Annotated in this window: 28 protein-coding genes and 3 tRNA genes; 11 read left to right on the forward strand and 20 right to left on the reverse strand. The window is 40.8% G+C overall.

Features of this window, described 5'->3' with window-relative positions; translation table 11 throughout:
• The first annotated feature begins 1 nt into the window (after position 1).
• The 3 genes from AAC388_RS16500 to AAC388_RS16510 are packed head-to-tail and all read left to right on the forward strand — an operon-like array spanning position 2 to position 1217.
• Positions 2-529 (forward strand): Na+/H+ antiporter subunit E, encoded by a 528-nt coding sequence (locus AAC388_RS16500; RefSeq protein WP_342370947.1) that lies wholly within the window; start codon positions 2-4, stop codon positions 527-529.
• Positions 526-801, forward strand: a complete 276-nt coding sequence (locus AAC388_RS16505; RefSeq protein WP_005065886.1) for a monovalent cation/H+ antiporter subunit F — start codon at positions 526-528, stop codon at positions 799-801. The genes AAC388_RS16500 and AAC388_RS16505 overlap by 4 nt, the downstream gene beginning before the upstream one ends.
• 11 nt (positions 802-812) lie before the next feature.
• The gene (locus AAC388_RS16510) at positions 813-1217 is read left to right on the forward strand and encodes a Na+/H+ antiporter subunit G (RefSeq protein WP_005065884.1); all 405 of its coding nucleotides are present in this window, start codon (positions 813-815) and stop codon (positions 1215-1217) included.
• Between the two features lie 57 nt (positions 1218-1274).
• On the opposite strand, the gene AAC388_RS16515 is transcribed toward AAC388_RS16510, so the two are convergent.
• From AAC388_RS16515 to tpiA, 9 genes are all read right to left on the reverse strand, one after another.
• Complete coding sequence (locus AAC388_RS16515; RefSeq protein ID WP_002114836.1) at positions 1275-1676, reverse strand: ribosome-binding factor A; 402 nt, start codon at positions 1674-1676, stop codon at positions 1275-1277.
• Positions 1676-4375 (reverse strand): translation initiation factor IF-2, encoded by a 2700-nt coding sequence (gene infB / locus AAC388_RS16520; protein ID WP_002114697.1) that lies wholly within the window; start codon positions 4373-4375, stop codon positions 1676-1678. Before infB ends, AAC388_RS16515 begins: the two co-directional genes overlap by 1 nt.
• Positions 4376-4385: 10 nt before the next feature.
• A complete protein-coding gene (gene nusA / locus AAC388_RS16525) occupies positions 4386-5870 on the reverse strand; it encodes a transcription termination factor NusA (RefSeq protein ID WP_002115134.1) in 1485 nt (494 codons plus the stop codon).
• Positions 5871-5907: 37 nt separating this feature from the next.
• Positions 5908-6432 (reverse strand): ribosome maturation factor RimP, encoded by a 525-nt coding sequence (rimP, locus tag AAC388_RS16530; RefSeq protein ID WP_002114922.1) that lies wholly within the window; start codon positions 6430-6432, stop codon positions 5908-5910.
• 215 nt (positions 6433-6647) lie between these two features.
• Positions 6648-6724 (reverse strand) — tRNA-Met (locus tag AAC388_RS16535).
• An 89-nt stretch (positions 6725-6813) separates the two neighbouring features.
• Positions 6814-6890, reverse strand: a tRNA-Met gene (locus AAC388_RS16540).
• 38 nt (positions 6891-6928) lie between these two features.
• A tRNA-Leu gene (locus AAC388_RS16545) sits at positions 6929-7013 on the reverse strand.
• Positions 7014-7069: 56 nt separating this feature from the next.
• Positions 7070-7399 (reverse strand): preprotein translocase subunit SecG, encoded by a 330-nt coding sequence (secG, locus tag AAC388_RS16550; RefSeq protein WP_017398731.1) that lies wholly within the window; start codon positions 7397-7399, stop codon positions 7070-7072.
• A gap of 12 nt (positions 7400-7411) precedes the next feature.
• Positions 7412-8206, reverse strand: coding sequence for a triose-phosphate isomerase (tpiA, locus tag AAC388_RS16555; RefSeq protein WP_342370948.1), 795 nt, complete (start codon positions 8204-8206; stop codon positions 7412-7414).
• 291 nt (positions 8207-8497) lie between these two features.
• On the opposite strand from tpiA, the gene pilB reads away from it, so the two are divergent.
• The 4 genes from pilB to coaE are packed head-to-tail and all read left to right on the forward strand — an operon-like array spanning position 8498 to position 12921.
• On the forward strand, positions 8498-10210 hold the full coding sequence (gene pilB, locus AAC388_RS16560) for a type IV-A pilus assembly ATPase PilB (protein WP_342370949.1): 1713 nt from the start codon (positions 8498-8500) through the stop codon (positions 10208-10210).
• Between the two features lie 26 nt (positions 10211-10236).
• On the forward strand, positions 10237-11463 hold the full coding sequence (locus tag AAC388_RS16565; RefSeq protein WP_342370950.1) for a type II secretion system F family protein: 1227 nt from the start codon (positions 10237-10239) through the stop codon (positions 11461-11463).
• A complete protein-coding gene (locus AAC388_RS16570; protein ID WP_342370951.1) occupies positions 11463-12323 on the forward strand; it encodes an A24 family peptidase in 861 nt (286 codons plus the stop codon). Before AAC388_RS16565 ends, AAC388_RS16570 begins: the two co-directional genes overlap by 1 nt.
• 1 nt (position 12324) lies before the next feature.
• A complete protein-coding gene (gene coaE, locus AAC388_RS16575) occupies positions 12325-12921 on the forward strand; it encodes a dephospho-CoA kinase (protein WP_032012473.1) in 597 nt (198 codons plus the stop codon).
• Here the strand turns inward: coaE and AAC388_RS16580 are convergent.
• From AAC388_RS16580 to AAC388_RS16595, 4 genes are all read right to left on the reverse strand, one after another.
• Positions 12918-13832 carry a DMT family transporter gene (locus AAC388_RS16580; protein WP_342370952.1) on the reverse strand — a complete coding sequence of 305 codons (915 nt, stop codon included), beginning with the start codon at positions 13830-13832 and terminating at the stop codon, positions 12918-12920. The genes coaE and AAC388_RS16580 overlap by 4 nt on opposite strands.
• 35 nt (positions 13833-13867) lie before the next feature.
• Positions 13868-14617: a 23S rRNA (guanosine(2251)-2'-O)-methyltransferase RlmB gene (gene rlmB / locus AAC388_RS16585; protein ID WP_005079348.1), complete on the reverse strand. Its 750-nt coding sequence runs from the start codon at positions 14615-14617 to the stop codon at positions 13868-13870.
• A gap of 102 nt (positions 14618-14719) precedes the next feature.
• Positions 14720-15046, reverse strand: a complete 327-nt coding sequence (locus AAC388_RS16590; RefSeq protein WP_002115102.1) for a pyrimidine/purine nucleoside phosphorylase — start codon at positions 15044-15046, stop codon at positions 14720-14722.
• A 76-nt stretch (positions 15047-15122) separates the two neighbouring features.
• Positions 15123-16433, reverse strand: a complete 1311-nt coding sequence (locus AAC388_RS16595) for a tetratricopeptide repeat protein (RefSeq protein ID WP_069030534.1) — start codon at positions 16431-16433, stop codon at positions 15123-15125.
• A gap of 114 nt (positions 16434-16547) precedes the next feature.
• Here AAC388_RS16595 and recN point away from each other — a divergent pair, with 114 nt between their 5' ends.
• The 3 genes from recN to ruvX all read left to right on the forward strand — a co-directional run bounded on the left by recN (position 16548) and on the right by ruvX (position 19335).
• A complete protein-coding gene (gene recN / locus AAC388_RS16600) occupies positions 16548-18215 on the forward strand; it encodes a DNA repair protein RecN (protein ID WP_016142382.1) in 1668 nt (555 codons plus the stop codon).
• A gap of 125 nt (positions 18216-18340) precedes the next feature.
• Complete coding sequence (locus AAC388_RS16605) at positions 18341-18895, forward strand: YqgE/AlgH family protein (RefSeq protein ID WP_002114753.1); 555 nt, start codon at positions 18341-18343, stop codon at positions 18893-18895.
• Positions 18895-19335 (forward strand): Holliday junction resolvase RuvX, encoded by a 441-nt coding sequence (ruvX, locus tag AAC388_RS16610; RefSeq protein WP_002115066.1) that lies wholly within the window; start codon positions 18895-18897, stop codon positions 19333-19335. Before AAC388_RS16605 ends, ruvX begins: the two co-directional genes overlap by 1 nt.
• Positions 19336-19380: 45 nt before the next feature.
• Here ruvX and AAC388_RS16615 read toward each other — a convergent pair whose 3' ends face one another.
• From AAC388_RS16615 to AAC388_RS16630, 4 genes are read right to left on the reverse strand one after another with little or no spacing between them, the layout of a single operon-like run.
• A complete protein-coding gene (locus AAC388_RS16615; RefSeq protein ID WP_206261284.1) occupies positions 19381-20382 on the reverse strand; it encodes an HlyD family secretion protein in 1002 nt (333 codons plus the stop codon).
• Between the two features lie 39 nt (positions 20383-20421).
• Positions 20422-20628: a DUF1656 domain-containing protein gene (locus tag AAC388_RS16620; RefSeq protein WP_002115096.1), complete on the reverse strand. Its 207-nt coding sequence runs from the start codon at positions 20626-20628 to the stop codon at positions 20422-20424.
• The gene (locus tag AAC388_RS16625) at positions 20621-22720 is read right to left on the reverse strand and encodes an FUSC family protein (RefSeq protein WP_342370953.1); all 2100 of its coding nucleotides are present in this window, start codon (positions 22718-22720) and stop codon (positions 20621-20623) included. Before AAC388_RS16625 ends, AAC388_RS16620 begins: the two co-directional genes overlap by 8 nt.
• Positions 22711-22842 (reverse strand): hypothetical protein, encoded by a 132-nt coding sequence (locus tag AAC388_RS16630; protein WP_002115031.1) that lies wholly within the window; start codon positions 22840-22842, stop codon positions 22711-22713. The genes AAC388_RS16625 and AAC388_RS16630 overlap by 10 nt, the downstream gene beginning before the upstream one ends.
• A gap of 367 nt (positions 22843-23209) precedes the next feature.
• On the opposite strand from AAC388_RS16630, the gene AAC388_RS16635 reads away from it, so the two are divergent.
• Positions 23210-23983 (forward strand): IclR family transcriptional regulator, encoded by a 774-nt coding sequence (locus AAC388_RS16635; RefSeq protein ID WP_002114686.1) that lies wholly within the window; start codon positions 23210-23212, stop codon positions 23981-23983.
• A gap of 194 nt (positions 23984-24177) precedes the next feature.
• On the opposite strand, the gene AAC388_RS16640 is transcribed toward AAC388_RS16635, so the two are convergent.
• From AAC388_RS16640 to pgsA, 3 genes are all read right to left on the reverse strand, one after another.
• Complete coding sequence (locus AAC388_RS16640; RefSeq protein ID WP_017402599.1) at positions 24178-24789, reverse strand: alpha-ketoglutarate-dependent dioxygenase AlkB; 612 nt, start codon at positions 24787-24789, stop codon at positions 24178-24180.
• Positions 24786-25640 carry a methylated-DNA--[protein]-cysteine S-methyltransferase gene (locus tag AAC388_RS16645; protein ID WP_342370954.1) on the reverse strand — a complete coding sequence of 285 codons (855 nt, stop codon included), beginning with the start codon at positions 25638-25640 and terminating at the stop codon, positions 24786-24788. Before AAC388_RS16645 ends, AAC388_RS16640 begins: the two co-directional genes overlap by 4 nt.
• 126 nt (positions 25641-25766) lie before the next feature.
• Positions 25767-26354 carry a CDP-diacylglycerol--glycerol-3-phosphate 3-phosphatidyltransferase gene (gene pgsA / locus AAC388_RS16650; protein ID WP_002114808.1) on the reverse strand — a complete coding sequence of 196 codons (588 nt, stop codon included), beginning with the start codon at positions 26352-26354 and terminating at the stop codon, positions 25767-25769.
• Between the last annotated feature and the right edge of the window lie 88 nt (positions 26355-26442).

A 26442-nucleotide genomic window follows, 5' to 3' on the forward strand; every position in this document is an offset into this window, starting at 1 on the left:
AATGCAGTTAACTCATTTGCTTGAACGCTGGTTTCCACATCCACTTGTTTCGGTTCTCATCGTTTTATTTTGGTTGATGCTGGCGCATAGTCTTGATGCGAGTGATCTTTTGACTGCGATGCTTTTGGGCTTAATCATCCCTCGTTTAGTCAAGCCGTTTATTACCCGCACACCGCATATTCACTGGAAACCTGCGGTTAAGCTATGTTTTGTGGTTCTTTGGGATATTATTATTTCTAACTTTAAGGTCGCAAAACTTGTTTTGGGACCTACTAAGAAATTACATCCTAAATGGTATCGCGTACCTTTAGAGACAGAACATGAGCAGGTCAACACCTTACTGGCAATGATCATTACCACAACGCCAGGTACGGTTTCTGCGGGCATTGATCAGGAACGCGGGGATATTCTGGTTCATGCTTTGAGCACAGATAATACCGAATCTGATATTCAAGACATCAAAGAACGTTATGAAATTCCTCTTATGGAAATTTTTGATGTGAAAAGTAAAACGGAGGCAAATGCATGACAATCCTACCCTATGCTCTAGGTATTAGTTTGATTGCCGTTACAATCTCGATGCTACTTTGCCTTTTTAGACTGGTCATGGGTCCATCAATTGTAGACCGCCTTTTAGCGCTCGATACGCTTTTCCTCAATGCAACTTGCCTTATTGTTGTATTAGGCATTTATTGGATGACGACTTCTCTATTTGAAGGAGCACTATTGGTTGCGATGTTAGGTTTCGTATCTACAGCCGCCTTAGCACGCTACTTCACAACCGGTCATGTTATCGATTAAGGAGAGGTCAAATGCAATTTACAATGGAAATTATTGTTTCGGTCTTTCTGGTTTTTGGCGCCTTCTTCATGTTAGTTGGCTCAATCGGTATGGTCCGTTTACCCGACTTATTCATGCGCTTACATGCGCCTACCAAATCGAGTACGCTCGGCTTAGGAAGCTTCCTGATTGCTTCCATGATCTTTTTTGCTTTCCAAGGTCGGTTCGGTTTTGCTGAGCTACTCATTACCCTTTTAGCTTTCATTACCGCACCAGTTTCGGCTAATTTGATTGCTCAAGCTGCGCTACATTTACGTTTACGCTCATTGAGTGGTGAAGTACCTGAAGCCATTGAACGCCCTCTACCTTGGGACCGTTACAAAATTGGTCAACGCTTTTCACAAAACAAACCACCAATGGAACCTCCTAAAGAATAAAAAATTGAACCAATAAAAAAGCCACCCGAAGGTGGCTTTTTTATTTTTGAGTTTTAATTACTCTTGGTCATCTGACTTACGTTCTGGTAAATCTTGTACCGCTTTTTCGATTAGACCAAACATATAGTTACCATATGCATTCGTCTTATCGTAATGGAAACGTAAGCGAGGCGTAATACGAGTCTTAATGCGACGGCTCAATTCATGACGCAAGAAACCAGAAGCTTTATTTAATACATCTAAAGTTTCTTTATTTGCTGCTTCACTTTGCTCATCGCCGAGTTCACGTCCCATAACAGTGACATAAACTTCAGCATAACCCATATCCGCACTGACTTTCACCGCAGAGATGGTCACTAGACCACCTAAGCGAGGATCTTTAAGCTCTTGACGGATCAGCTCAGACAACTCACGTTGTACTGAATCCGCCATGCGCTTTAAGCGTTGGCTACCCGCCATTAAAGACTCCGTTTAATCAATTGAACATCATACACTTCGATCTTATCTTGTGGCTTGATGTCTTTATAACCTTTCACCGCAAGGCCACATTCCATACCAGCACGAACTTCATCAACAACATCTTTATAACGACGAAGAGATTCAAGCTCACCTTGGAAAATTACAACATCATCACGTAATACGCGAATCGGTTTATTACGATGTAATGTGCCTTCAAGTACCATACAGCCTGCTGCTGCACCAAACTTACTTGAGTGGAATACTTCACGTACTTCCGCAACACCCAAGATTGTTTCACGATGTTCAGGAGCAAGTTTACCGCTCATGGCATCTTTCACATCATCAATTAATTCATAGATGATGCTGTAGTAACGAATATCAATACCGTCTTGGTCACTTCTCTGACGAGCAGTCGTATCGGCACGGACGTTAAAGCCTAACAATACAGCTTCTGAAGATTCAGCAAGAATTACATCAGACTCAGTAATCGCACCAACACCTGAGCTAATTACACGAACTTTTACTTCGTCAGTAGATAATTCATGTAGAGCAGCATTCAATGCTTCTAAAGTACCACGTACGTCTGTTTTCAAAACAACGTTCACTGTAGGAACATCTTTTTTGCCCATTGACGACATGATATTTTCAAGGCGCATAGCACTTTGACGATCAATACGTTTTTGACGCTCACGGTCAGCACGAGCATCGGCAACTTCACGCGCTTTCTTCTCGTCATTTACAACAAGAACTTCATCACCCGCCATTGGAGCATCTGGAAGACCCAGAATTTCTACTGGAATAGATGGTCCTGCTGATTTAATCGGCTTACCGTTTTCATCAGACATTGCACGGACACGACCATAAGATGAACCTGCAAGAACAAGGTCACCAATGTTTAATGTACCGTTTTGAACAAGAATCGAAGTTACTGCACCACGGCCTTTATCTACACGTGCTTCAATAACAACACCTTGCGCAGCACCTTCAGCAGATGCTTTTAATTCCATCAATTCTGATTGAATAAGAATTAAATCAAGGAGTTCATCAATACCTTGTCCGCTGTGTGCAGAAACTTTAGCAATCGGAACATCACCACCCCATTCTTCTGGAACGATTTGTTTCGTTGTTAATTCATTTAACACACGGTCTGGATCAGCAGATTCTTTATCCATTTTGTTGATTGCAACAATAATTGGAGTACCTGCTGCACGAGCATGGTCAATTGCTTCTGCAGTTTGTGGCATTACACCGTCATCTGCAGCAACAACTAATACAACGATATCTGTTGCTTTAGCACCACGTGCACGCATTGAAGTAAATGCCGCATGTCCTGGCGTATCAAGGAATGTAATAATTCCTTTGTCTGTTTCAACGTGATATGCACCAATATGCTGGGTAATACCACCTGCTTCCCCAGCCGCTACTTTCGAACGACGGATACGGTCAAGCAATGATGTTTTACCATGGTCAACGTGACCCATAATGGTAACAACTGGCGGACGAGTTGTTTGCTCACCACGAGCTTCTTCAGCTGCTTCAAGCAAGTTATCTTCCGCTTGTGTATCAGAAACTAAAACAGGGTTGTGGCCCATTTCTTCTACAACAAGTGCCGCTGTGTCTTGATCAATAGCTTGATCTTGATTAACCAATTCACCCATTTTCATAAGTGTTTTGATAACTTCACGTACTTTAATCGCCATTTTTTGAGCAAGATCGGCAACAACAATGCTTGAACCGATTTCTACATCATAAACTTGCTTTTTAACTGGCTTTTCAAATCCATGCTTATTCGCTTGGCTTGATTTTAAACCACGTTTGTTATGGTTAACAAAGCTTTGCTCTTCTTGACCACGACGGCCACCTTTCTTCCCAGCACGTGGGTTAGTGGTTGCGCCACCGCGTTTAATTTCACGGTCTTCTTGCTTAAATGAATCTTCATAAGCTTGGCCAACTAGACCTGAAGCAAGTGGAGAATCATCAATCACACGAATTGTCGTAGTAGCATCGTCATTTGAATACTTAGACGCCATTTTGCGCATTTGTTCAAGTGTACGTTGCTGAGCTTCTTCAGCCGCTTTACGACGTGCAGCTTCTTCAGTTGCTTTTAACTGAGCTGACTGCTCTTCACGAGCTCTTTTCTGTTCTGGAGTTTCAGCTGGTTTTGGCGCAGGTTTTACTGTACCGCCACCACGCTTTTTCACTACAACAGCAGCTTTTGGAGCTGTCTGTGCAGCACTATCTTGTTGATGAGCAGCACGCATCGCATCTAAAGTTGCTTTAGCTTTTTGCTCTGTTTGAAGACGCGCTTTTTGCTCGGCAGTTTCACGCGTTTGCTGTTCTACACGTGCTTTCGCTTCTGCTTCTGCACGTGCTTTAGCTTCGGCTGCAATTTGTTCAGGGTTTGGTTTAGCAAAAACCTGTTTTTTACGTACTTCTACGTTAATCGTTTTTGCTTTACCTGAAGTACTTGCAACTTTAGCGGTACTGGTTGTTTTACGTTTCAACGCAATTTTTCCTGTGTTACCACTTTCCTGACCATGAACTTTTTTCAAGTGATTGACCAAAGTATCCTGTTGTTCAGTGGTAATAATGTCGTCTGCTGTACGTTGAGGCAAACCTGCTTCACGAGCCTGTTCTAGGAGCTTCTCAACAGGACGTCCTACACTGAGAGCTAACTCTTTAATCGACTTGTCCGTCATATTTCATCTCCTAGTTAAACCATGATTCGCGAGCTTTCATGATCAATTGACCTGCTTTTTCATGACCAAGTCCTTCAATATCAGAGATATCGTCAGTAGCCTGATCTGCCAAATCGTCGACAGTAATAATACCGCGAGCGGCAAGCGAGTAAGCGATCTCAGAAGTCATGCCTTCCATAGTGAGAAGGTCTGCGCTCGGTTCTTGAATATTTTCTTGCTGTTTCAAAGCATCAGTAAGGGCTGCTTCTTTTGCACGACTTTGCAATAACTCAACCAATTCAGCATCAAGCTCAATTTCGTCAAAAGTCTCAGCAGGAACATAAGCAATCTCTTCTAAAGAAGTGAAGCCCATTTCCACCAATGCCATTGCTAAATCTTCTTCAATATCGAGACGTGATACAAACATGTCGAGATATTGCTGAGCTTCATTTTGCTGACGAGCACGATACTCTTCTTCAAGCATCATGTCGAGTTTGTAGCCAGTTAAATCAGAAGCTAAACGAACGTTTTGACCTTGAGAGCCAATCGCACGAGCTAATTGATCGCTGGTTGCAAAAATAATGTCGGCACTTCTTGCATCTTCATCAAGCACGATGCCTGAAACATCAGCTGGTTCTAATGCACTAGCAATGTATTGAGCCGGATCATCAGACCAGACCACTACATCAATACGTTCACCATTTAACTCTTGTTGTACAGCTTGAATACGCGTACCACGCATACCAATACATGCACCTACAGGGTCAATACGGTGATCATTTGTTTTCACTGCAATTTTAGCACGAACGCCCGGTTGACGTGCCGCTGCTTTAATTTCAATAATTTCTTCAGAAATTTCAGGAATTTCTTTTTTCATTAAAGCAATTAACATTTCAGGCTTAGCGCGTGATAACAACAACTGAGCGCCACGACCTTCACGGTTAACATTATATAAAATAGCGTTTACACGCTGTTTTGGACGAAGAATTTCTTTTGGAATCATCTCTTCGCGTGCAAGATAAGCTTCTGCGTTGTCACCTAAGTCGATAATGAAGCCATCTTTGGTTTGTTTTTTCACTTCACCGTAAATTAACTCACCAACTTTAGACTCGTATGCATCAGCAACTAAAGCACGCTCAGCTTCACGAATTTTTTGTACAATAACTTGTTTTGCAATTTGTGCAGCAATACGACCAAACTCAATAGATTCTACTTCGAGTTCACGCACGTCACCAATTGACCATTTAGCCGGATCAACGTCAGAAATTGCATCTTGGCAAGCCGGCATTTCATGATCTTCATCTGCCACAACAGTCCATTGACGGAACGTACGGTAATCACCAGTTTTACGATCAATTTCTACACGAAGCTGAGCTTCTTCAGCATGCGTACCTTCGTAAAATCTTTTCTTCGTTGCAGCAACTAGAGCTTGTTCCAAAGCTTCGAAGATCGCTTCACGACTAACACCTTTTTCATTACTAACCGTTTCAACAACGGTAAGAATTTCGCGGCCCATAAGTCACCTACCGATTTCTTATAAAATTTAAATAAATTTAATCTTGATAGATCAAGTTTGCTTTATCGATATTGTTGCTGTCGATCACAAGCACATGCTTCCCATCAACTTCAACCTGAATTTCTTCATTTTCAAGGTCTACTGCGATAAGTTTTGCTTGAAATTTACGACGGTTTTCTACTGCTGCAATTAAACGCAAAGCAATTTGTTGTCCGATGTAGCCTTGTAACTGTTCTAGTTGAAAAAATGGACGGTCCCAACCTGGTGAAGAAACTTCTAATGAATACTCACCTGAAATTGGATCATGAACATCCAACATTGCGCCAACTTGTTGTGTTACACGCACACAATCTTGCACACCAATACCACGGCCTAGTTCTACTTCGCCATCTTCATTAATTACAGGCTCAGCATCTTCACTTACCGCTTTATCGATATAAATACGCAATAATGAACGTTTACCTTGTGGGAGAAACTCGATTCCCCAAAGGTCGACACCACATGCTTCCACTGCAGGAACAATTAAGTCATGCAATGCTTGGGATTTATTTGATAATTTCATTTACTCTCGTCATTCTCGTGCGATTCAATCGGTTGTTTTAACCGACACAGACCTACTATAGTGAAGCATGACTATTTGACCAATTGATGTCGACACTACACGATAGCGATACGATAACCAATAAAAAAGGGCGTTAATCGCCCCTATTTAGCACAGAAAACAATAGTCCACTGTGCAAAAAGGCCCACCTGTCTGTGAGCCTCTTTTAAGAAACTTGGTAGCGGGAGCTGGATTTGAACCAACGACCTTCGGGTTATGAGCCCGACGAGCTACCAGACTGCTCCATCCCGCATCAACGTGCAAAAATTATATACAAATATCTAAAAAAGTCAATGTAAACTTATCTAATATTCGCTTGATTAAGTTGCACCTTAATCAAATTGGTAGCGGGAGCTGGATTTGAACCAACGACCTTCGGGTTATGAGCCCGACGAGCTACCAGACTGCTCCATCCCGCATCAAAAAACTGCTTGCACTCAACTTTCTGGTTCAAAGTTGGTGCGGAAGGGGGGACTTGAACCCCCACGCCCGAAGGCACTACCACCTCAAGGTAGCGTGTCTACCAATTCCACCACCACCGCAGCTTGTGGGACGCATTCTAGTCCTTCCCACTGCAAAAGGAAAGCCCTATTTCGAATTATTGACTCGTTTTTGGTGCATTTGGTGAAGTTTCAGGCGATGTCGTTTGAACTGGCGCTGTAGTTTGTACAGTTTTCAAACTATATGCATCAGTAGTCTGTTTTTTCGCAAAAACAGCTAGAGTTAAACTCGTCACAAAAAACAACGCTGTTAAGATAGCAGTAAGTCGAGTAAGGAAGTTACCTGAACCTGATGCACCGAATACAGTTGCTGCTCCGCCACCGCCGAAAGAAGCACCGGCATCAGCACCTTTACCGTGTTGCACTAGAATTAAGGCAATCATCAGTACCGCTAAAATAATATGTACGATCAGTACAAAAGAGTGCATACCCTATCCTCGTTATTTACTTTGTGCAAAGGCTTGTACGATTTGATAAAAAGATGCTGCATTTAATGAAGCACCGCCTACCAACGCACCATTAATATCTGGACATGCCGCCAATTCGACCGCATTTTCAGCTTTTACACTACCGCCATATAAAATCGCAATGTCTGAACCCGCTGAGGTAATCTGACTTAAACCTTCACGAATCTTAGCATGCATTGCCTGTGCATCTTGTGGAGAAGCAGTTTTACCTGTTCCAATTGCCCAGATTGGCTCATAGGCAATTACAATTTGCTTTTGCCACTGCTCAACAGTTACTACAGGAGCAATATCACAAATTTGTTGCAATACAACTTGTTCTGCCAAACCTTGTTCACGTTGCTCGAGGCTTTCACCAACACAATAAATGGCAGTCAAGCCTGCATTTAAAGCATTTTGGAGTTTAGCTTTCAAAATTTCAACGTTGTCACCAAAAATATCACGGCGTTCAGAATGACCCACCAATACAAAGTTAATTTGGCTATCTTTTAATAATTCTGCACTGACTTCGCCAGTATACGCGCCAGTACCTGCTACACGTGATACGTCTTGTGCAACTGTATATACTGTTCTTGCAACATCCTGCAATTGTGTTTGTACCATTGCAAGTGCAATAGAAACCGGAGCAACCCCTACATGACAGCTTTCATCTGCAATTTGGTCTTGTTGCAATAGTTGTTTAAATTCTTCTATAAGTTGTTTGGCATTGGCACGCATTGGGTTCATTTTCCAGTTGCCAACTACCCAAGGCGTAATCGTCGAACCCGACATACGGCTCACCTTTCATCAAAAATGCAGCACATTCTACACGCATTTATACAAATTTCAGATACTTTTCTTTAACAGCTTTGCCCATATCTTTTCTACTCATTGAAAACAGTTATAAAAGTTTATTGAATCTAAAGAATCATCTTTCAAAAATTAATGGATAAAAACTTCGACTAGTTCAAGCTTTGGCGAATGGATCAAGACCAGAGCATCATTTTCTCAGGTAGTAATTTTAGATAACAAAAGTATAATTTTTTATATACCAATTATAAACATATGAGCACAGGTAGGCAGATGTCAGTCATACATACATCTCCAAAATTTTCGGGGTTTTTTCGACGATTAGTCGAAGAAAAACATGTGTCGGCAGCGACCATGCAAACAGCATTAGATGCAGCAAAAAGAGCTAAACGGGATACGGTTGCGTACCTTATTGAAGAGGTTCATATCCCCCCTTCTTTATTAGCTGAAACTATTTCTATTGAATTTGCTGAACCATATTTTGATCTGGATGTTTACGATACCAACCAAATTCCTAAAGATTTGGTCGATCAGAAACTGATTTTAAAACATCGGATCTTACCTCTTATACAAAGAGGGCAGATTTTATATGTCGCGACCAGCAATCCAAGTAATATTGAAGCGATTGATGCCATTCGCTTTAATAGCAAGCTCATGGTTGAACCAGTTATTGTCGAGCACCATAAGCTTGAGAAAATTCTGGCGCAGCAATTTACCGAAGAAAGTAACTTCGAATTTAGTGATGAAGAGTTTGATCTTGATGTAGATCTAGAAGCTCCACCCTCACAAGAGGATGAGGAAGAAACACCTCAAGGCGATGAAGCACCTATTGTTAAATATATTAATAAATTACTCATCGATGCGATTCGTATGGGGGCTTCAGACTTACATTTTGAACCATACGAGAAATCATATCGGGTCCGTTATCGAGTCGACGGCGTGTTACGTCAGATAGCAAATCCACCTTTGCAATTGGCTAACCGTTTGGCTTCACGTTTAAAAGTCATGTCTCAAATGGATATTTCCGAAAAACGAGTGCCTCAAGATGGTCGTATCAAGCTTAAGTTATCAAAGACTAAAGCAATCGATTTTCGTGTGAACTCACTTCCAACCTTGTTTGGTGAAAAACTGGTTCTGCGTATTCTCGATCCATCTAGCGCAATGCTCGGCATTGATGCTTTAGGATATGAAGAAGATCAGAAAGCTCTTTTTTTAGAAGCACTGGATAAGCCACAAGGTATGCTTTTAATTACAGGTCCTACCGGTTCTGGTAAAACGGTATCTTTATATACTGGCTTAAATATTTTAAATACTGAAAGCTCTAATATTTCCACTGCCGAAGATCCAGTCGAAATCAACCTTGAAGGTATTAATCAAGTTAACGTTAACCCGAAAGTAGGTCTTACTTTTTCGGCCGCACTGAAATCATTTTTACGTCAAGACCCTGACATTATTATGGTCGGTGAGATTCGTGACTTAGAAACGGCTGAAATTGCGATTAAAGCTGCACAAACCGGTCACATGGTCATGTCCACACTGCATACCAATAGTGCGCCTGAAACACTTACTCGCCTACGTAATATGGGTGTTCCATCCTTTAATATCGCAACGTCTGTCAATCTGGTGATTGCTCAACGTTTGGCGCGTCGGTTATGCCCACAGTGTAAAACACCTGCCGACATTCCTAAACAGAGCCTATTAGAAATGGGCTTTACCGACCAAGATTTAACCCATCCCGATTTTCAAGTTTTTCAACCTGTGGGTTGTACTGAGTGTCGTGAAGGCTACAAAGGTCGAGTAGGTATTTACGAGGTGATGAAAGTTACACCTGAAATTTCCAAGATTATTATGGAAGATGGCAATGCTTTAGAAATCGCTGCTGCTTCTGAAAAACTGGGGTTTAATAATCTGCGTCGTTCAGGATTAAAGAAAGTCATGCAAGGGGTTACTTCTTTACAAGAAGTCAACCGTGTGACCAGTGAATAAAAGACAATTTAAAATAAGGATAATTCATGACTGTCAAAAAGGCACAAATGATGCCGACTTTTGCTTATGAAGGGGTTGACCGTAAGGGCGTAAAAATTAAGGGCGAACTTCCAGCTAAGAATATGGCCTTAGCCAAAGTCACCCTACGCAAACAAGGTGTAACTGTCCGTAATATTCGGGAAAAGCGTAAGAATATTCTTGAAGGTTTATTTAAGAAAAAAGTATCAACGCTCGATATCACGATTTTTACTAGGCAACTTGCAACCATGATGAAAGCCGGTGTCCCACTGGTACAAGGCTTTGAAATTGTAGCGGAGGGTCTGGAAAACCCAGCCATGCGCGAGGTGGTACTCGGGATTAAAGGTGAAGTTGAAGGTGGTAGTACCTTTGCTTCAGCTTTAAGGAAGTATCCTCAACACTTCGATAACTTGTTTTGTTCTCTTGTAGAGTCTGGCGAACAATCTGGTGCGCTTGAAACCATGTTGGACCGTGTGGCAATTTACAAAGAAAAAAGTGAATTGCTTAAGCAGAAAATTAAGAAAGCTATGAAATATCCAGCAACGGTCATCGTGGTTGCTGTGGTTGTTACTATTATTTTGATGGTTAAAGTAGTGCCTGTTTTCCAAGACCTGTTTTCTTCTTTTGGTGCAGATTTACCGGCATTCACCCAAATGGTCGTGAATATGTCGAAATGGATGCAGGAATATTGGTTTATTCTGATTTTTGTGATTGGGACAATCATTGCCACATTTCTGGAAGCTAAAAAGCGTAGTAAAAAATTCCGTGATGGTTTAGACAAATTTGCCCTAAAACTACCTATCTTTGGTGATCTGGTTTATAAGGCGATTATTGCCCGTTATAGCCGTACTTTAGCCACCACGTTTGCCGCTGGTGTTCCGCTCATCGATGCGCTTGAATCAACTGCTGCTGCAACCAACAATATCATTTATGAAGAAGCCGTCATGAAAATTCGTGAAGATGTTGCTACAGGCCAACAACTCCAATTTGCAATGCGTGTTTCAAATCGTTTTCCATCTATGGCTATACAAATGGTCGCAATTGGTGAAGAATCTGGTGCACTAGACAGCATGCTCGATAAAGTTGCAACGTACTATGAAAATGAAGTTGATAATGCCGTTGATGGTTTAACTTCAATGATGGAACCTTTAATTATGGCAATTTTAGGAGTACTCGTAGGCGGTCTAGTAATTGCTATGTATCTTCCAATTTTCCAAATGGGCTCAGTTGTATAATGCATGAAATTATTGCTTATTTTATTCAAAACTTAACTGCTCTTTATATTGCAGTTGCACTATTGAGCCTATGTATTGGTAGCTTTTTGAATGTGGTGATTTATCGCACCCCAAAAATGATGGAACAAGATTGGCAGCAGGAATGTCAAATGTTGCTCAATCCCGAACAACCTATCATTGAGCATGAAAAGCTAACATTAAGTAAACCTGCTTCATCATGTCCTGCATGTCAGCAACCGATCCGTTGGTATCAAAATATTCCAGTTATAAGCTGGTTAATGTTAAGAGGAAAATGTGGCCATTGCCAACATCCTATTAGCATTCGTTATCCAGCGATTGAATTACTCACGATGCTATGTTCATTAGTAGTCGTCATGGTTTTTGGTCCAACCCTACAAATGCTTTGGGGGCTAGTGCTCACTTGGGTTTTGATTGCTTTAACATTTATAGACTTTGATACTCAGCTACTACCTGACCGTTTCACCCTACCTTTGGCTGCTCTCGGCTTAGGTATTAATACCTTTAGTATTTACACCTCGCCTAACTCAGCCATTTGGGGATATTTAATCGGCTTTTTATGTCTTTGGATTGTGTATTACTTATTTAAAGTGATTACAGGCAAAGAAGGTATGGGTTATGGCGACTTTAAACTGCTTGCCGCATTAGGCGCGTGGATGGGGCCATTGATGCTGCCATTAATTGTGCTATTGTCATCTTTACTCGGTGCAATTATTGGCATCATTTTACTAAAATTACGTAATGATAATCAGCCCTTTGCGTTTGGGCCCTATATTGCCATTGCGGGTTGGGTTGCCTTTTTATGGGGTGACCAAATTATGAAAATTTATTTGGGAGGTTAAGATGGCTTTTATTCTGGGAGTCACAGGTGGTATTGGCAGTGGAAAATCTGCTGCAACACAATGGTTTGAATCCCAAGGAATCCAAGTCGTCGATGCCGATATTGTTGCTCGCGAAGTGGTTGAAAAAGGCCAACCTACCCTTCAAAAAATCCAACAAACTTTTGGAGATTGGGTACTTCAACCCGACGGCAATCTAGACCGCCGTGCACTACGTGAATATATTTTTCAAAACCCTGAAGCAAGACAAACGCTTGAGAAAATCACGCATCCAGCCATTCGCCAATCTATTATTCAACAGCTACAAAATCCAAAAAGTCCTTATGTGATTTTAGTTTCACCCCTACTTTTTGAAACCAACCAGCATGAATTGGTTAATCACACTTTATTAGTTGATGCGAGTGAAAAAACTCAAATTCAGCGTGCAAGCCAACGTGATGGGCAAAATCAAGAACAAATCCAGAAAATTATTGCAGCACAAATGCCACGCGAGCGTAAACGTGAACTTGCCAATGACATTGTGTTTAATGACGGATTACTCGAACATTTATATCAGCAATTAGAGCCTTTACATCAAAGCTATTTGAAGCGCGCCAACTAATCTTGCTTATTTTGCTGCTGAATCTTTTGTGCCAAGCTATCTTGTCGAAACCAGCGCCAAGGTTGTAAGGCACCGATTCCCATTCCCACCAAGCCCACAACAATTGATGGACTTAATGACTCACCAAGTAAAGGTACAGCTAAAATGGCAGCAATAAACGGCGCCAAAGTAACAATACTTCCCGTTTTAAAAGCACCAAGTCTTTGGATAGCCGCAACATAGGTTAATGTCGCAATAATCACGACAAACACACCATGGAAAATACCTTGTATCGCTAGATGAACAGGACTGACTTCCATGAAATGTTTAGGTAAGAATAAAGCATAGATGGGTAAGTAAATAATTGCAGACCAAATCGCAACACTTGCCATAGAGTGCCATGCGGAAAGTTTCCACTGTTTAAGTAATACAGTGAAAATGCCCCACCAAATCGCACTAATAAAAAGAAGTAAATCCCCCATGCCAAAAGCAGAAGCATTACCTTGCAACATCAACACACTCATGAGAGCCAAGGCAATGATCATAATTGCAAGACTCACCCATGTATGCTTATCAAATGGTTGTCTAAATAAAATGTATGCTGCAATTGCAGTACAAATAGGAATACAACCATTTAAAAAAATGGCAGCATGTGCAGCGGGAGCATAGAGAAACGCGGTATAGACGGTAAGACAATAAATAACTCCGCCAATGAGCGCCAAAATAACAGCGTGCTTACTCCATAAAAAAGCGAGATCTTTCTTATAGATCAGAATCGGCATCAAAATCAGGAAGGCGATAGCAAAGCGTAGTGCAGCAATGTCCCAAGCACTGATGTGCCATTGTGCATTTAAACGGGCAAAAAGTGTAAACCCGCCCCAAATGCACATGGTCACCAATACAAAAAAATAACCTTGCTTACGGGGAGACATATCAAGACTGCTTACAAACTAGAAAGGCAGCTAGATTATACCTCAGAACGCTGACGGCAAGCCTCATAAAGTGCCATACCTGTTGCCACGCTCACATTTAGACTCTGTAAATTTCCAGACATCGGAATATAAACTTTATGATCACACTGTGCCTGTGTAATTGGACGTAAACCTGTATCTTCGGCTCCCATTACGATCACGACTGGGCCAGAGAAATCACATTTTTGAATTGGCATTGCACTTTCATCAAGCATAGTGCCAATCACACGTGTATGAGTCGTCTCTTTGAGATGGGCTAATGTACGAGCCAAATTTGTTACTTGAATGAATTTAACTTTTTCAGCTCCACCCGCTGCAACTTTACGAGCTGTTGGGGTTAAACTTGCCGAACGATCACGAGGTACAATCACTGCTTGCACGCCCATTGCAGCAGCGGTACGGATGCAAGCCCCTAAGTTATGCGGGTCTGTCACCTGATCTAATGCCAGCAATAAAGCATCTGGGGTTTCAGCCAAGATCTGATCTAGATCTTTTTCATTTAAAGTCGGATGCGGACGTACTGCTGCAACCACACCTTGATGAAACGGTAGACCTGCAAGCTTTTCGAGACTATCACGGCTTGCTTTTTGTACACTAATTCCAAAAGGCTCTGCCAATTGCAAAATCTTTTGCAAACGCTGGTCATCCCGTCCTTTTAAAGTAAACAGGGTTAGCACACGTTCCGGTTCAAGTTCTAACAATGACTCCACTGAATGAACGCCATAATAATATTCCGGTTTTGCCATGCATGACCTCTAACAACGTTTGAGCAAAAAAATAAAAATCCTGCAAAGCCAACTTCACAGGATTTCTTTGGGCATAGTGTACCCGATTTGAATAGGAATTTCTTAGCCTTCTAAATGGCACACATAATCGAGTACTTCATCAGTTTCGATTTTAAAAAGACTATTACCAGGCACATAAAATGATTGGCCTGCACGGAACAACTCACTTTCATTACTGTCCGCAATTGTTACGCGGCATTCACCTGAAATAATTTCCATACGCTCAGGAACATGGGTTTCAAAAGTTAAAGCTTGCTCAGTCGGCAAAATAACACCTAGTGTTTTTTTTGTTCCATCTTCAAATTGCACGGTATGGCTGATACATGCTCCACCAAAATAAACGTTTGATTTTTTGATGACCGTTACATGATCAAATTGGGTTGAACTCATGCACACTCTCCAGATAATGCCGTATTTATATAAATTATGATGAATGTAGTTTAATTGTGCCTAAATAACTAATCAATCAGTTTTCATACGGATAGACTTGTAATTTCCACTGCTGTGCCTGAATTTTTTTGGCAAAAGCATAAGGTAAGTTAATCTCAATATTTCGACTATTCGACACAATTGCATCGTATCTGCAAACTTCGACCTGATTTTCATCTAGAAGTACCCAACACACTCTCTGTGCAGTTGGATGGGCAACTGCTGTAGCAACTACCGGTGAACCGTCATTCATTCCTACATGAAAATTTTCGCTGTCGTTTTGCATTAACGCCAGATCATAAGCTGGAAAATCGATAGCATCTGAATCGAATTGCTGGCTATCGTGTATAAGCACACTTTGTTTTAAAGTCGGCCAAATACAGTAGCGCAAATAATGCTGATCCATCACCCGATTATCCAGATAACGTCCGGTGGCAACATAATCCCTGATATGTGCTTCAATATTATGAAAAATCCCCGTACATCCACCCCACATTCCCGCCAAAATTAACTCGGTATGAGAATAATTGTCTCGCATTAAGTGAAACCATTTATCACTCTTGAGCCAAGCATCTACAGCTGCTTTTTCGCGGTGCGAGACAATGGAGTCGGCATCACGTATCAGAAAACGCTTAATTGTCGGATCATCCATTACAAAAAAGCGCCAAAACAAACCAGATAGCTGTTTTTGAGAATCTGTAACTTGAATAACTTGCGCGCCCTTCTCTTTTAAACGCTGTTGCACCAGTACTGGCACAGTATCATCGACATAAAAGCGACACGTCCATTCTGGATAAATTTGTTTGGCTAGCTGAATATTTAAAATAGAGGTTTCACAATAGCGAGGATTTGCCCCAAACAATGAAAAAGCAATAATATTTTCTTGAGGGTTTGCACTAAATGCTGGTGGTGCATGATTGGCAATAGACAAAACAGGTTCTTTCTTCGCTAATTCTTTTTTGGTTGCAATTGCCAAACGCCCAAATTTGATTGTTTCTTCTTTTTTCTTTAAATGATGACAAACTTCTGTGAGTCCATCATATAAGTTTGTATTTACATTAGCTCCACTTGCTTGAATCGCTTGTAAATAATGTTGATAGGCATCGTTATAACGGCCTAAGCGTAATTCGGTATAAGCTAAATCTGATAAGGCGCCAGCATGCTTGGGAACCAAATTAACAGCTTGTTTAACATGTTGATAAGCTTTGGCATAATCCCCTTGTGCTGCTGCCTGTTTAAATGCATTAAAATGCTGATTTAGAATTTTATTCATTTCCGCAGGATTGTTTTTTTTATGGCGGTTGATCATCCCTATTGGTGGTTTCGGTAAGCTTAATGTTTTTTTCATTGTAAATATCCGCAATCTTGCTGTTCTATAATTTCAGTTAGAATAATAGATCACTTGTAGCAAATTCAAAACTTCTCTATCTTTAACCCATAATTTGGCGCGTTGGATGCGTTTATGCTCACACATTTAACTTTAATTAATTTTGCATTAGCTGATCATTTGGCTATTGATATAGAACAAGGATTTAATGTTCTAACAGGCGAAACAGGTGCCGGAAAATCATTATTACTGGATGCACTCTCTGCCTGCCTAGGGGAACGTACAGATACAAATTATGTCCGTTATGGTTCGGACAAAGCGGATATTACCGCTGTTTTTACCTATCAAAATAATAGTCCTGAAGCAAAATGGCTCCAAGACCACGAGCTAGATGATGATTCTGGGGAAATTCATTTACGTCGTGTTATTTTTGCAACTGGCCGTAGTAAAGCATGGGTCAATGGACGCCCAAGTAGTCTATCTGAACTCAAAGAATTAGGCCGTTTGCTGGTTCAGCTCTATAGCCAGCACAGCCAGCAGCAGCTGCTTGAACCACCTTATCCAAAGCATTGGTTAGACCGTTATAACAATTTTTATGCTGAAGCGAATGATGTACGTGAAGCTTATAGCACATGGCAACGTACCATTCGTTTGCACCAAGCGGCCCTAGATGCACAAGCAACGCGTCTACAACGCATTGGTACTTTAGAGCATCAAATTGAAGAACTCGAAGAGGTCATTCAAACTGACTATAAAGAAATTGAGCAAGAGTTCGATCGCCTCAGTCATCATGAACATATCATGCAAGACTGTAGCTACAGCCTAAATGTGCTTGATGAAGCTGAGCAAAACATTACTCAAGAAATGTCTTCGATTATTCGTAGATTAGAATCCCACGCGGGCCGTAGCGAACAACTTTCCGAGATTTATAATTCTTTACTTAATGCTCAAAGTGAAATAGATGATGCAACGGCAAACTTGCGACAGTTTATTGATCGTCAAAGTTTTGATCCAGAACGAATGGAAGAGCTCAACTCTAAACTTGAAGTTTTCCATCGTTTAGCACGTAAATACCGAACTCAACCAGAAACGCTTAAAGAAGAATATGAAGCTTGGCAAAGTGAGCTTGAGCAATTGCATCAACTTGAAGACCCAGAGACTCTGGCAGAACAAGTTGAAAAGTCGCATGAGGAGTTCTTAGAAAAAGCTCAGCATTTAGACCATATTCGTCGTGAAGCTGCCGCTCCTCTTGCGAAGCAATTAACTGAACAAGTGAAGCCTTTAGCGTTACCAGAGGCACACTTCGAGTTTAAGTTTGAACCATTAGAGCAACCTACCGCTGAAGGTTTGAGTTTTATTCAACTATTATTTACTGCCAATAAGGGTATTCCTCCTCAACCATTAGCACGAGTAGCTTCAGGTGGTGAACTTTCACGTATTGCGTTAGTTATGCAAGTCATGAACGCTGAAAAAACCGAAGCAGAAGTGTTAGTGTTTGATGAAATTGATGTCGGGATTAGTGGTGGAACCGCAGAAGTTGTAGGTCGTTTACTTGCTGACTTAGCCCAACATGTTCAACTTTTATGTATTACCCATCAGGCACAAGTTGCTGCACAATCAGATCAGCATTTATTAGTTAAAAAGCAACAAACTGATCCGGCAAGCAGTACAATTGTGGAACTAGACGAAAATCAAATCATTTTTGAGTTAGCTCGCATGTCAGGCGGTGTTGAAATTAATGAAACAACCTTGCAACACGCAAAACAATTACGCCAACTTAAATTTCAGGCTTCTTCAAATTAATAAAGAAAATGAGAGAAAAAGATTGGCGAAATCCGATTAACTCTTGTATGTTGATAAAAAGAACCTATATAGATAAAAGGGTCGAGAGACCCTCTAGTGACATTTTTTGAGGGAGAACCGCTTAGGTGACCAAACAATATCTGACTCACCGTTGTCTGATTGCCCCGCCAGAAATGGCAGATGACTTTTTCGCAAACACTGTAATTTATCTTGCCCGTCATGATGAAGAAGGTGCTCAAGGCATTATTATTAACCGCCCTTCCGGCATTCAAATTAAAGAATTACTCAATGATCTCGACATTGAAGCAGACAATGTAAATCCACATGTGGTTTTACAAGGTGGCCCATTACGTCCCGAAGCTGGATTCGTTCTTCATACTGGACAACCGACATGGCATTCATCTATCGCTGTAGGTGAAAATGTTTGTATTACCACCAGTAAAGATATTCTTGATGCGATTGCCCACAATGAAGGTGTTGGTCGATATCAAATTGCTTTAGGTTATGCGAGCTGGGGTAAAAACCAGTTAGAAGATGAAATTACGCGCGGTGACTGGCTCATTTGTGATGCCGATATGGACCTAATTTTTAACCTGCCTTATGACGATCGTTGGGATGCAGCTTATAAAAAGATCGGTGTAGATCGTGCATGGTTAGCATCTGAAATCGGACATGCTTAATGACCGAAACACAATCAAAATCGATTATGGCTTTTGACTTTGGTACTCAAAAAATGGGAATGGCGATTGGCCAGTCTTCAATTGAAAGTGCCAATCCCCTCCCTCTATTTGTGATGAAAGATGGTATTCCAAACTGGGATCAGCTCTTAAAAATCGTGAAAGAATGGCAACCTGATCTATTTTTGGTTGGTTTGCCTTTGAATATGGATGATAGCGAGTCAGAACTTTCTACACGTGCCCGCAAATTTGCGAGACGTTTACGCCATCAAACCAATATTGAAACATTAATGGTAGATGAGCGTTTAACTACACGTGAAGCACGAGAAGAACTCGGTTTCTACCAAGAGCAAGGTCGAGCAAAAAAGCTTTCGGCAGATAGTTTTGCAGCCGCCTTACTCATTCAGAGTTGGTATCGAAATCCAGTCGGTTTAACACCGTAAGAACTAAAAAAGGAAGGCTAAAGCCTTCCTTTTTTAGTTCTCGTTTTATTTCTCGATAATATGCACAGTTGCCGTACGTCCAGAGACAAAAGCAAGCTGGTTCTTTGGTGTTTCATCCAATACGATTTTTACAGGCACACGCTGCGCTAAACGAACCCAACTAAACGTTGGATTTACATTAGCAAGAAGTTTAGAGCTGCTTGAGCGTTCACGATCTTCGATACCTGATGCAATACCTTGTACATGGCCTTTAATTTTCTGGCTATCCCCCATTAACTGTACACTGGCCTGATCGCCGACATGAATACGGTTTAACTTCGTCTCTTCAAAATAGCCCACAACATAGAGTTGTTTACGGTCAAGTAGTGCCGCAACAGCCTGACCAACTTGAACATAGTTACCTGGGCGCATATCAAAGTTAGATAAAGTACCATCAGCTGGAGCAATCACCGCAGCACGATGCATATTAAGCTCAGCCAAATGCAAATTACTCGTTGCCGCCTCAATCAGAGCCTGTTGTTGCTTAACAGTTGCTTCCGCTTGTTGAATAGCAGCTTGGAGTTGCTCATGTTCAGCATGAGATTGATCACGAGTTGCGAAAACTTGATCTTGTTCTTGTTTAGAGATAGCGCCATCCATAAGGTTTGAATAGCGGCTTGCATTTTTCTCGGCTAACTTAATATTCGTATCTGATTTAATCAGGTTCGCTTTTGCTTGTGCTAAACCAGCTTGCGCTTGGACAAAAGCTGCATTTGCTTTTGCTAAATCAGATTTTGCCTGCTCTACATCTAAAGCTCGGCGAGAAACATCAATTTTAAAGAGCACCTGACCTTTTTTTACAGTCTGATTATCTTGAACCAATACTTCTGTCACAAGCCCCGCAACATCCGAAGATACTTGAATAACGTCACCACGAACTCGACCGTCGCGTGTCCACGGCGCCGCATTATAGTAATTCCATAAATGCACAATGGTATAGACTGCCACCATTAATGCGACAATCAAAATTACTGGACGGATGACTTTTTTCAAATCCACCTGATTCATTTCACTCACCTAACTCAATCTTTAATTTCGCAAACATCTCTACGCACCGACCCCAACAAAAATTTGATGTATTACCAAAAGTAATAAGAGGTAAAAACACAAATTAAAAATACTAGGTAATGCAATCCAGCCTTGTGCAATCAACTTATTTGTTAAAGGACTTAACCCACGGAAACAGATATATGCCAAGAGTGCTTGAACGAGCAAAGAAGGCACATAAATACCATAAACATTAAACTCACCCATTTGCTGTGGCTCCTCTCAGGGTGCTGTTTTCATTCATCTGCTCTGATGAAACATGGCACATGCTATAAGCAATATTGTTCAGTGAAATGAGTAGTCTTTGTCGCATAGTCATATCTTCAACATTTGAAGCAAGCTGTTTTAATTCAAATAACGCTCGGTAGATTCGCTCTACTAAAGCGGTCGTATCATTTTCATCGTTTTCTTTAGCTCTAAACAACTCATCCAGATTTTGTTGCAAATCGCCAATATGCTGAGTGAGTTCGGATGTTTGGGGAAACTGATTGGCTAACTCTTGCAATCGGCTTAAATCAACAATACTACTCGACTCAATCAGGGCCTGATGAATTGAAGCTTTAATCTCGTCTGATTGCACCATTTTGCTATTTAGAATCCCAATCCGATCTAGCATACTGCGTAGATGAACTTTAAAATCAAGACCATATGGCAGATAGATCGCTTGTCGCATGGCACGGTAATGCAAGGCTAAAATACGGCTTGCACTCGTGTCTGGTGACATGGCGCGAACAACATCAATGACAATCAAAGACACTAAAACACCTAAGATCATGGCAAATGAACTATCAAGATAAGACACTGCATCCATGCTATAAGCATTGTGCAAGTTTAATCCCATCATGGTATTAATACCCAACACCATACCTACTGGCATCAGCATCTGGTTAGCCATCATAGACACTGCGAATAAGAACATCGGTAATAAAACCAGTCCAAGTTCCCAGAAAGTGGTGACATGCGGGAAAATACCAAATGCATAAACGAAGACTAAAACTGCTGAAGCTATACTGCCCCAGATAAAAATACGCAGAACCGGAACAGGGTTGTCTAAGGCTGTTAAAATACAGGCGGTTACTGCGCCCATCTGTGCCATCATAAATCCAGCTTTCCACCCCGAAACAATCCAGACTCCAGTCACAATAAATGTAATAAGGACTGCACTGATACCACCTCGTATTGCCACACCATGGTCACGGTGCAAACTTGGATATTTGGTCGTCATTGGGGTAATGTTGTCAGGAATTTCTTTATTACCTTGCTGAATTCGCTGCCACAAGACTTTAACAGCCAACACATTGCTAATGAAATGGCGTACATCCATTTTCATGGCTGCAACTAAAACTTGTTGGTGTGTAGAAGCCGACTCCATCAAACTTGCAAAATCACTTTCAAATTCATCAGGTAACTGCAAAATATTTTCATCAACAATCAGGTCTTTTTGCTCTAAAAACTGTACAACATGAGCTGAAAGCTGTTGCAGTTTTTCTGCATGAGTCTCGATAAATCTAAGTTCTTGAAGCTGCTTAATACGCTCAGATAAAGCGACTAGATTAGCGACCACCATTGAGATTTGATGAAGCATTTCCTGCAAGGGTTTGGTCATACCATGCAGTTCGCCCTTTTCATAGCTCAAATGTACTGCCAAGGCATGGATGTCTGTGGTGTCGCGAGTAATGGCAGCCAAAAGCTGGGTATTGTTCTGCTGCAAATCTGTATTTAATAAATTAGCAAACAGATTCTCTGTATCTTTTAGGGTTTTTATCACCCGCTGTTTAATTGCCGAGCCAATATGCATTGGAAGAATCGTGGCAGAAACCACTGCACTTGAAATCACGCCAATCGAAATTTCTATAACCCGAGCTAAAGCAATATCGAATATATTGTATTGATCAATATAGGTAATCGCATTGAAGACGATCATGGCTGTCGAGTAGCCCGCCAGCATAAAAGCATAACTACGTGGAGTACGATCTAGTAACGACACATAAAGCGCAAAACCCACCCACAACGATAACACCACGGTAAATATCCAAGGTGTATTAATTAAATGCGGTGTTAGGGTTAGGGCTATCACAGCTCCGCCAATTGTCCCTACCACTCGATAGACACATTTAGAAGACACCATTCCTGAATATGGATTGGCAATAATCAGGACCGTACCAATCGACCACATCGGGTTAATCAGATCTAATTCAAACGAAACAAATAGTGCCAACATTCCGGCAATAAATGTTTTTAAGGCAAAGATCAGATCAAGCCTACTCGGGCGAAACGCCAGTATTTGCTTTAATAACATGAACTCATCTCAAATACAGATTTGAACTGATGAGCATGCCCTTCAATATTTGATTGTCTTTCTAAAGACAACACAACTTTGCCATTTGCCTCAAAGCAAATGATATGAGGAGCATCCTTCAATACAATGATTTTTCCACATCTCGCCTGATTGGCAGAGATGATTTCAGTTTGGGCGCCATTTAAACGGCCAAGCTTTGGAAAGAAGAGGTATCAAGAAATCAATCTAGAACCGACCAATTTCTCGATTAGATATTTTGTTTGGCAATTTTTTCAAAATAAAGCGATTTAGTCAACTAAAATATCTCTATTTGATAATTTGATATATTTTTTAATTATCGTATATGATGTATAAGCCGAGAGAACTTTTCTCTTTGTCAGAGTAAAATACTCAAATCAGACATTTATTTTAGAATTGAGACAAATCTTCTTTTTTTCTGTTATAAAAACTCAAAGATGACTCGTTGTTAAAGGATACGAACAAGACATTATGGCAATTTCAAGTTTTGGCAAAATTTTAACCGTACTGGACCTATTTTCAGTTTCGCGTCCAATCATTAATGTCGATATTATTTGCGAAGAACTTGGCTTGTCCAAACCAACGAGTTACCGTTACCTCAAAGAGCTAGTATCAGCTGATCTATTAAAACGCATTAATGGAACCTCTGGCGATTATACCTTAGGCTCAAAAATTGCAGTTCTTGACTATATATCTAGAACAACCGACCCACTCGTTCAGATCAGCACACCGTTTATGCGAAATATTGTAGAGCGTACTGAACTGTGCTGTTTGCTTACCTATTTAAATGATGACTATTGCATTGACATACATCATGAAATATTTAAAGACACTGAGCTACTTTCATATGGCCGAGGCTGCCCAAGACCGATTTACGTTGGATCATCTCCAAAAACAATGGTTTCGCATTTAAGTAAACAACGCATGCAAGACTACTACCACCGTTACCAGCAAGAATTAAAACAATCAGGTTTTGCTGAAGATGAACCGAGCTTTATTCAGCGTATGCGTAAAATTAAAAAACAAGGGTTCTATTTCTCACAAGGTGAGATTGACCCAAATGTTTCAGGTCTAGCGGTTCCTGTTCGTTTTTCAAACAAAGAAGTACCTTTAGCTTTGACTTTAGTTGCCTCTAAAAATCGTTTTGATTTTTTAAATGTTGAAAAGCTCATCGAAATTTTGCAAGAAAATGCAGCACTTATTGAACAACGTTTTATGGAATTATCTGAAAAAGGTGAAATCTAAAACCCCACCTTGTGATAATTTAAACTTTTCTTACACTTTAAAACATTGAATATATCATAATATTCTCATATTATGATTTTAGCTCCTATTGATGATTCTTTTCATCAGCAGCTCATCAGTAGAAGCATCCCCCTCAGAGGAATAAGCTCATGCTGCCATCATGGGCTTTTTTCTTGCCCGCTTTTTAATGAAGGTTATAAAAACTTAAATTGCCGAAAAGTAAGATTAATACGTGGTTGTAAAATCTTTGTTGAGCGATTTAAACGGTGTTGCCAATATTGTTGAGTCTCACCACGCATCACAATGAGTTGGCCTGGCTGTAGCCACAATTCAACTTTCTCTTTACTTTGAATATGTCTAAAAGAAAATTTACGGGTAGCACCAAAGCTTAAAGAGGCGATTGTTGTCGTTCTTGCCAAAGATACATCCGAGTCACTGTGCCAAGCCATTCCTTGGGTTCCATCTTCATAAAGATTTGCCAAACAAGAATTAAATTTTTCTGAAAGTATTTGTTCTACCTGCTGTTTTAGTTTGGCAAGTGCTTTGTCCCAAGGTAAAGAATCACGTGCGACACCCGAATATTTATATTGATAGTAGTCATCTCCATACCATGCAACTTTTCGAGCTGTAATAAAGTGCTTGCCATACAACTTAGCCTCGTCATGTTTCCATGCGAGGTGTTGATAAAGGTAGTGAAAATATTGTTCAGCTTCTTCAGGGCTTAAAATACAACCATAGTCCTGAACTTCACCATCATAGGGTAATAAATTCTCACAAGGCTCTGGAGAAAATAAATCCAAGGTCATACAGTTTCTCCATGTTGCTTTGACATCTCCCAAGCTAACAATGCCAATTTACGCCCCTTTTGCCAATGATATTCTCCGACCATCCCTGTGGCACGGATCACTCGATGGCAAGGAATCAGATACGCAATCGGATTTTGTCCAATTGCAGTAGCAACGGCTCTGACTGCTTTAGGCTTCCCAATTTGCTCTGCAATGTCTTGATAAGTACGCAATTGGCCTTCTGGAATGGTGAGCAAGGCTTCCCATACTTGTAGCTGAAATGGGGTTCCAGCCAAATTAAGAGGAAGTTTCTGCTGTAAGTGTTCTGAAAAATCCTGTTCAAACCACTTTGCAATTTGTTGATGCCAAATCGGTGATTGATTTTTTAATTGAGCTTTCGGAAAAGACTGTTGAATGAGATGTTCAATATTGTTGTGAGTTTCGATAAACCTTATAGAACATATCCCTTTTTCACTACTGACAACCAACAACTCACCGAAGGGACTTGTCTCAACCGAATAATTAAGGATAACGCCTTCGCCTTGTTGTTTATATTCACCAGGCGTCATCCCTTCAAGCTGAATAAACAGATCGTGTAAACGTCCTGTGCCAGACAACCCCGTATTTAAAGCAGTTTCCAATAAACTCCGCTGTTGCATCAGATAATATTTAGCCTGTTGCAAACTCATATATTGCACAAATTTTTTCGGGCTAATCCCTACCCATTCTTGAAACTGGCGTTGAATATAACCTGAACTTAAATTCATATGGCTCGCAACATCGTCCAGACTCGGTTGCTGGCCTAGATGTTCATATAAATATTCAATTACATTGGCAATTACAGCAAATTGCCGAGAAGAAAGCATTTGCATGTGTCACCTCCTTAGCACTTATATCTTACATTAAAGTAGCTAAAGCCCCATGACGACCCGATTCTTGCACTCTTCAAAAATAAAAAAGCCTTTCATCGTAGAAAGGCTTCATCATTCAATATGCACTTAAGGTTGCTTTAAATAAGGCCAAGCTGCTTTGAGGTAAATAAACATAGACCATAAAGTTAAAATGACCGCTGTATATAACAAAGCATAGGCAAGCATTTCTAAAGGCTGCCAATTAAGTAAGAACACACTAATGGCAATCATTTGAAAGGCTGTTTTATATTTACCCACAGTCGATACTGCTACACTGGTTCGTGCGCCAAGTTCAGCCATCCATTCACGTAAAGCAGAAACTGTAATTTCCCGTGAAATAATAACAATTGCGGCAAAAGCCATTGAAATGGTTGGATTCCACTGCACTAAAACAATCAGTGCAGCCGCCACCATGAGCTTATCTGCAACTGGATCTAAGAAACGGCCAAATGCTGAAGTCTGGTTTAAAGTTCGTGCTAAATAGCCATCAAACCAATCGGTAATAGCAGCAAACACAAAAATAGCCGTCAAGATAATATGACGACTCATACTACCTTCATGCTCACCAATACCCATTGCAGGCGGCCAATACGCGATCACCAAAAATACAGGAATAAGCGCGATACGCGCTAATGTTAGGATATTTGGGATATTCAGGATTCGCCCTGTGGTCATAAACACCGCCAATTAAGTCTTCATGCATCTTGTAACAGACAAAAATACTTTCTTCAATATTGTATCTATCTGTAACAGCCACTTTATA

The sequence above is a fragment of the Acinetobacter sp. D009 genome (assembly GCF_038562025.1).
Taxonomy (GTDB): domain Bacteria; phylum Pseudomonadota; class Gammaproteobacteria; order Pseudomonadales; family Moraxellaceae; genus Acinetobacter; species Acinetobacter pittii.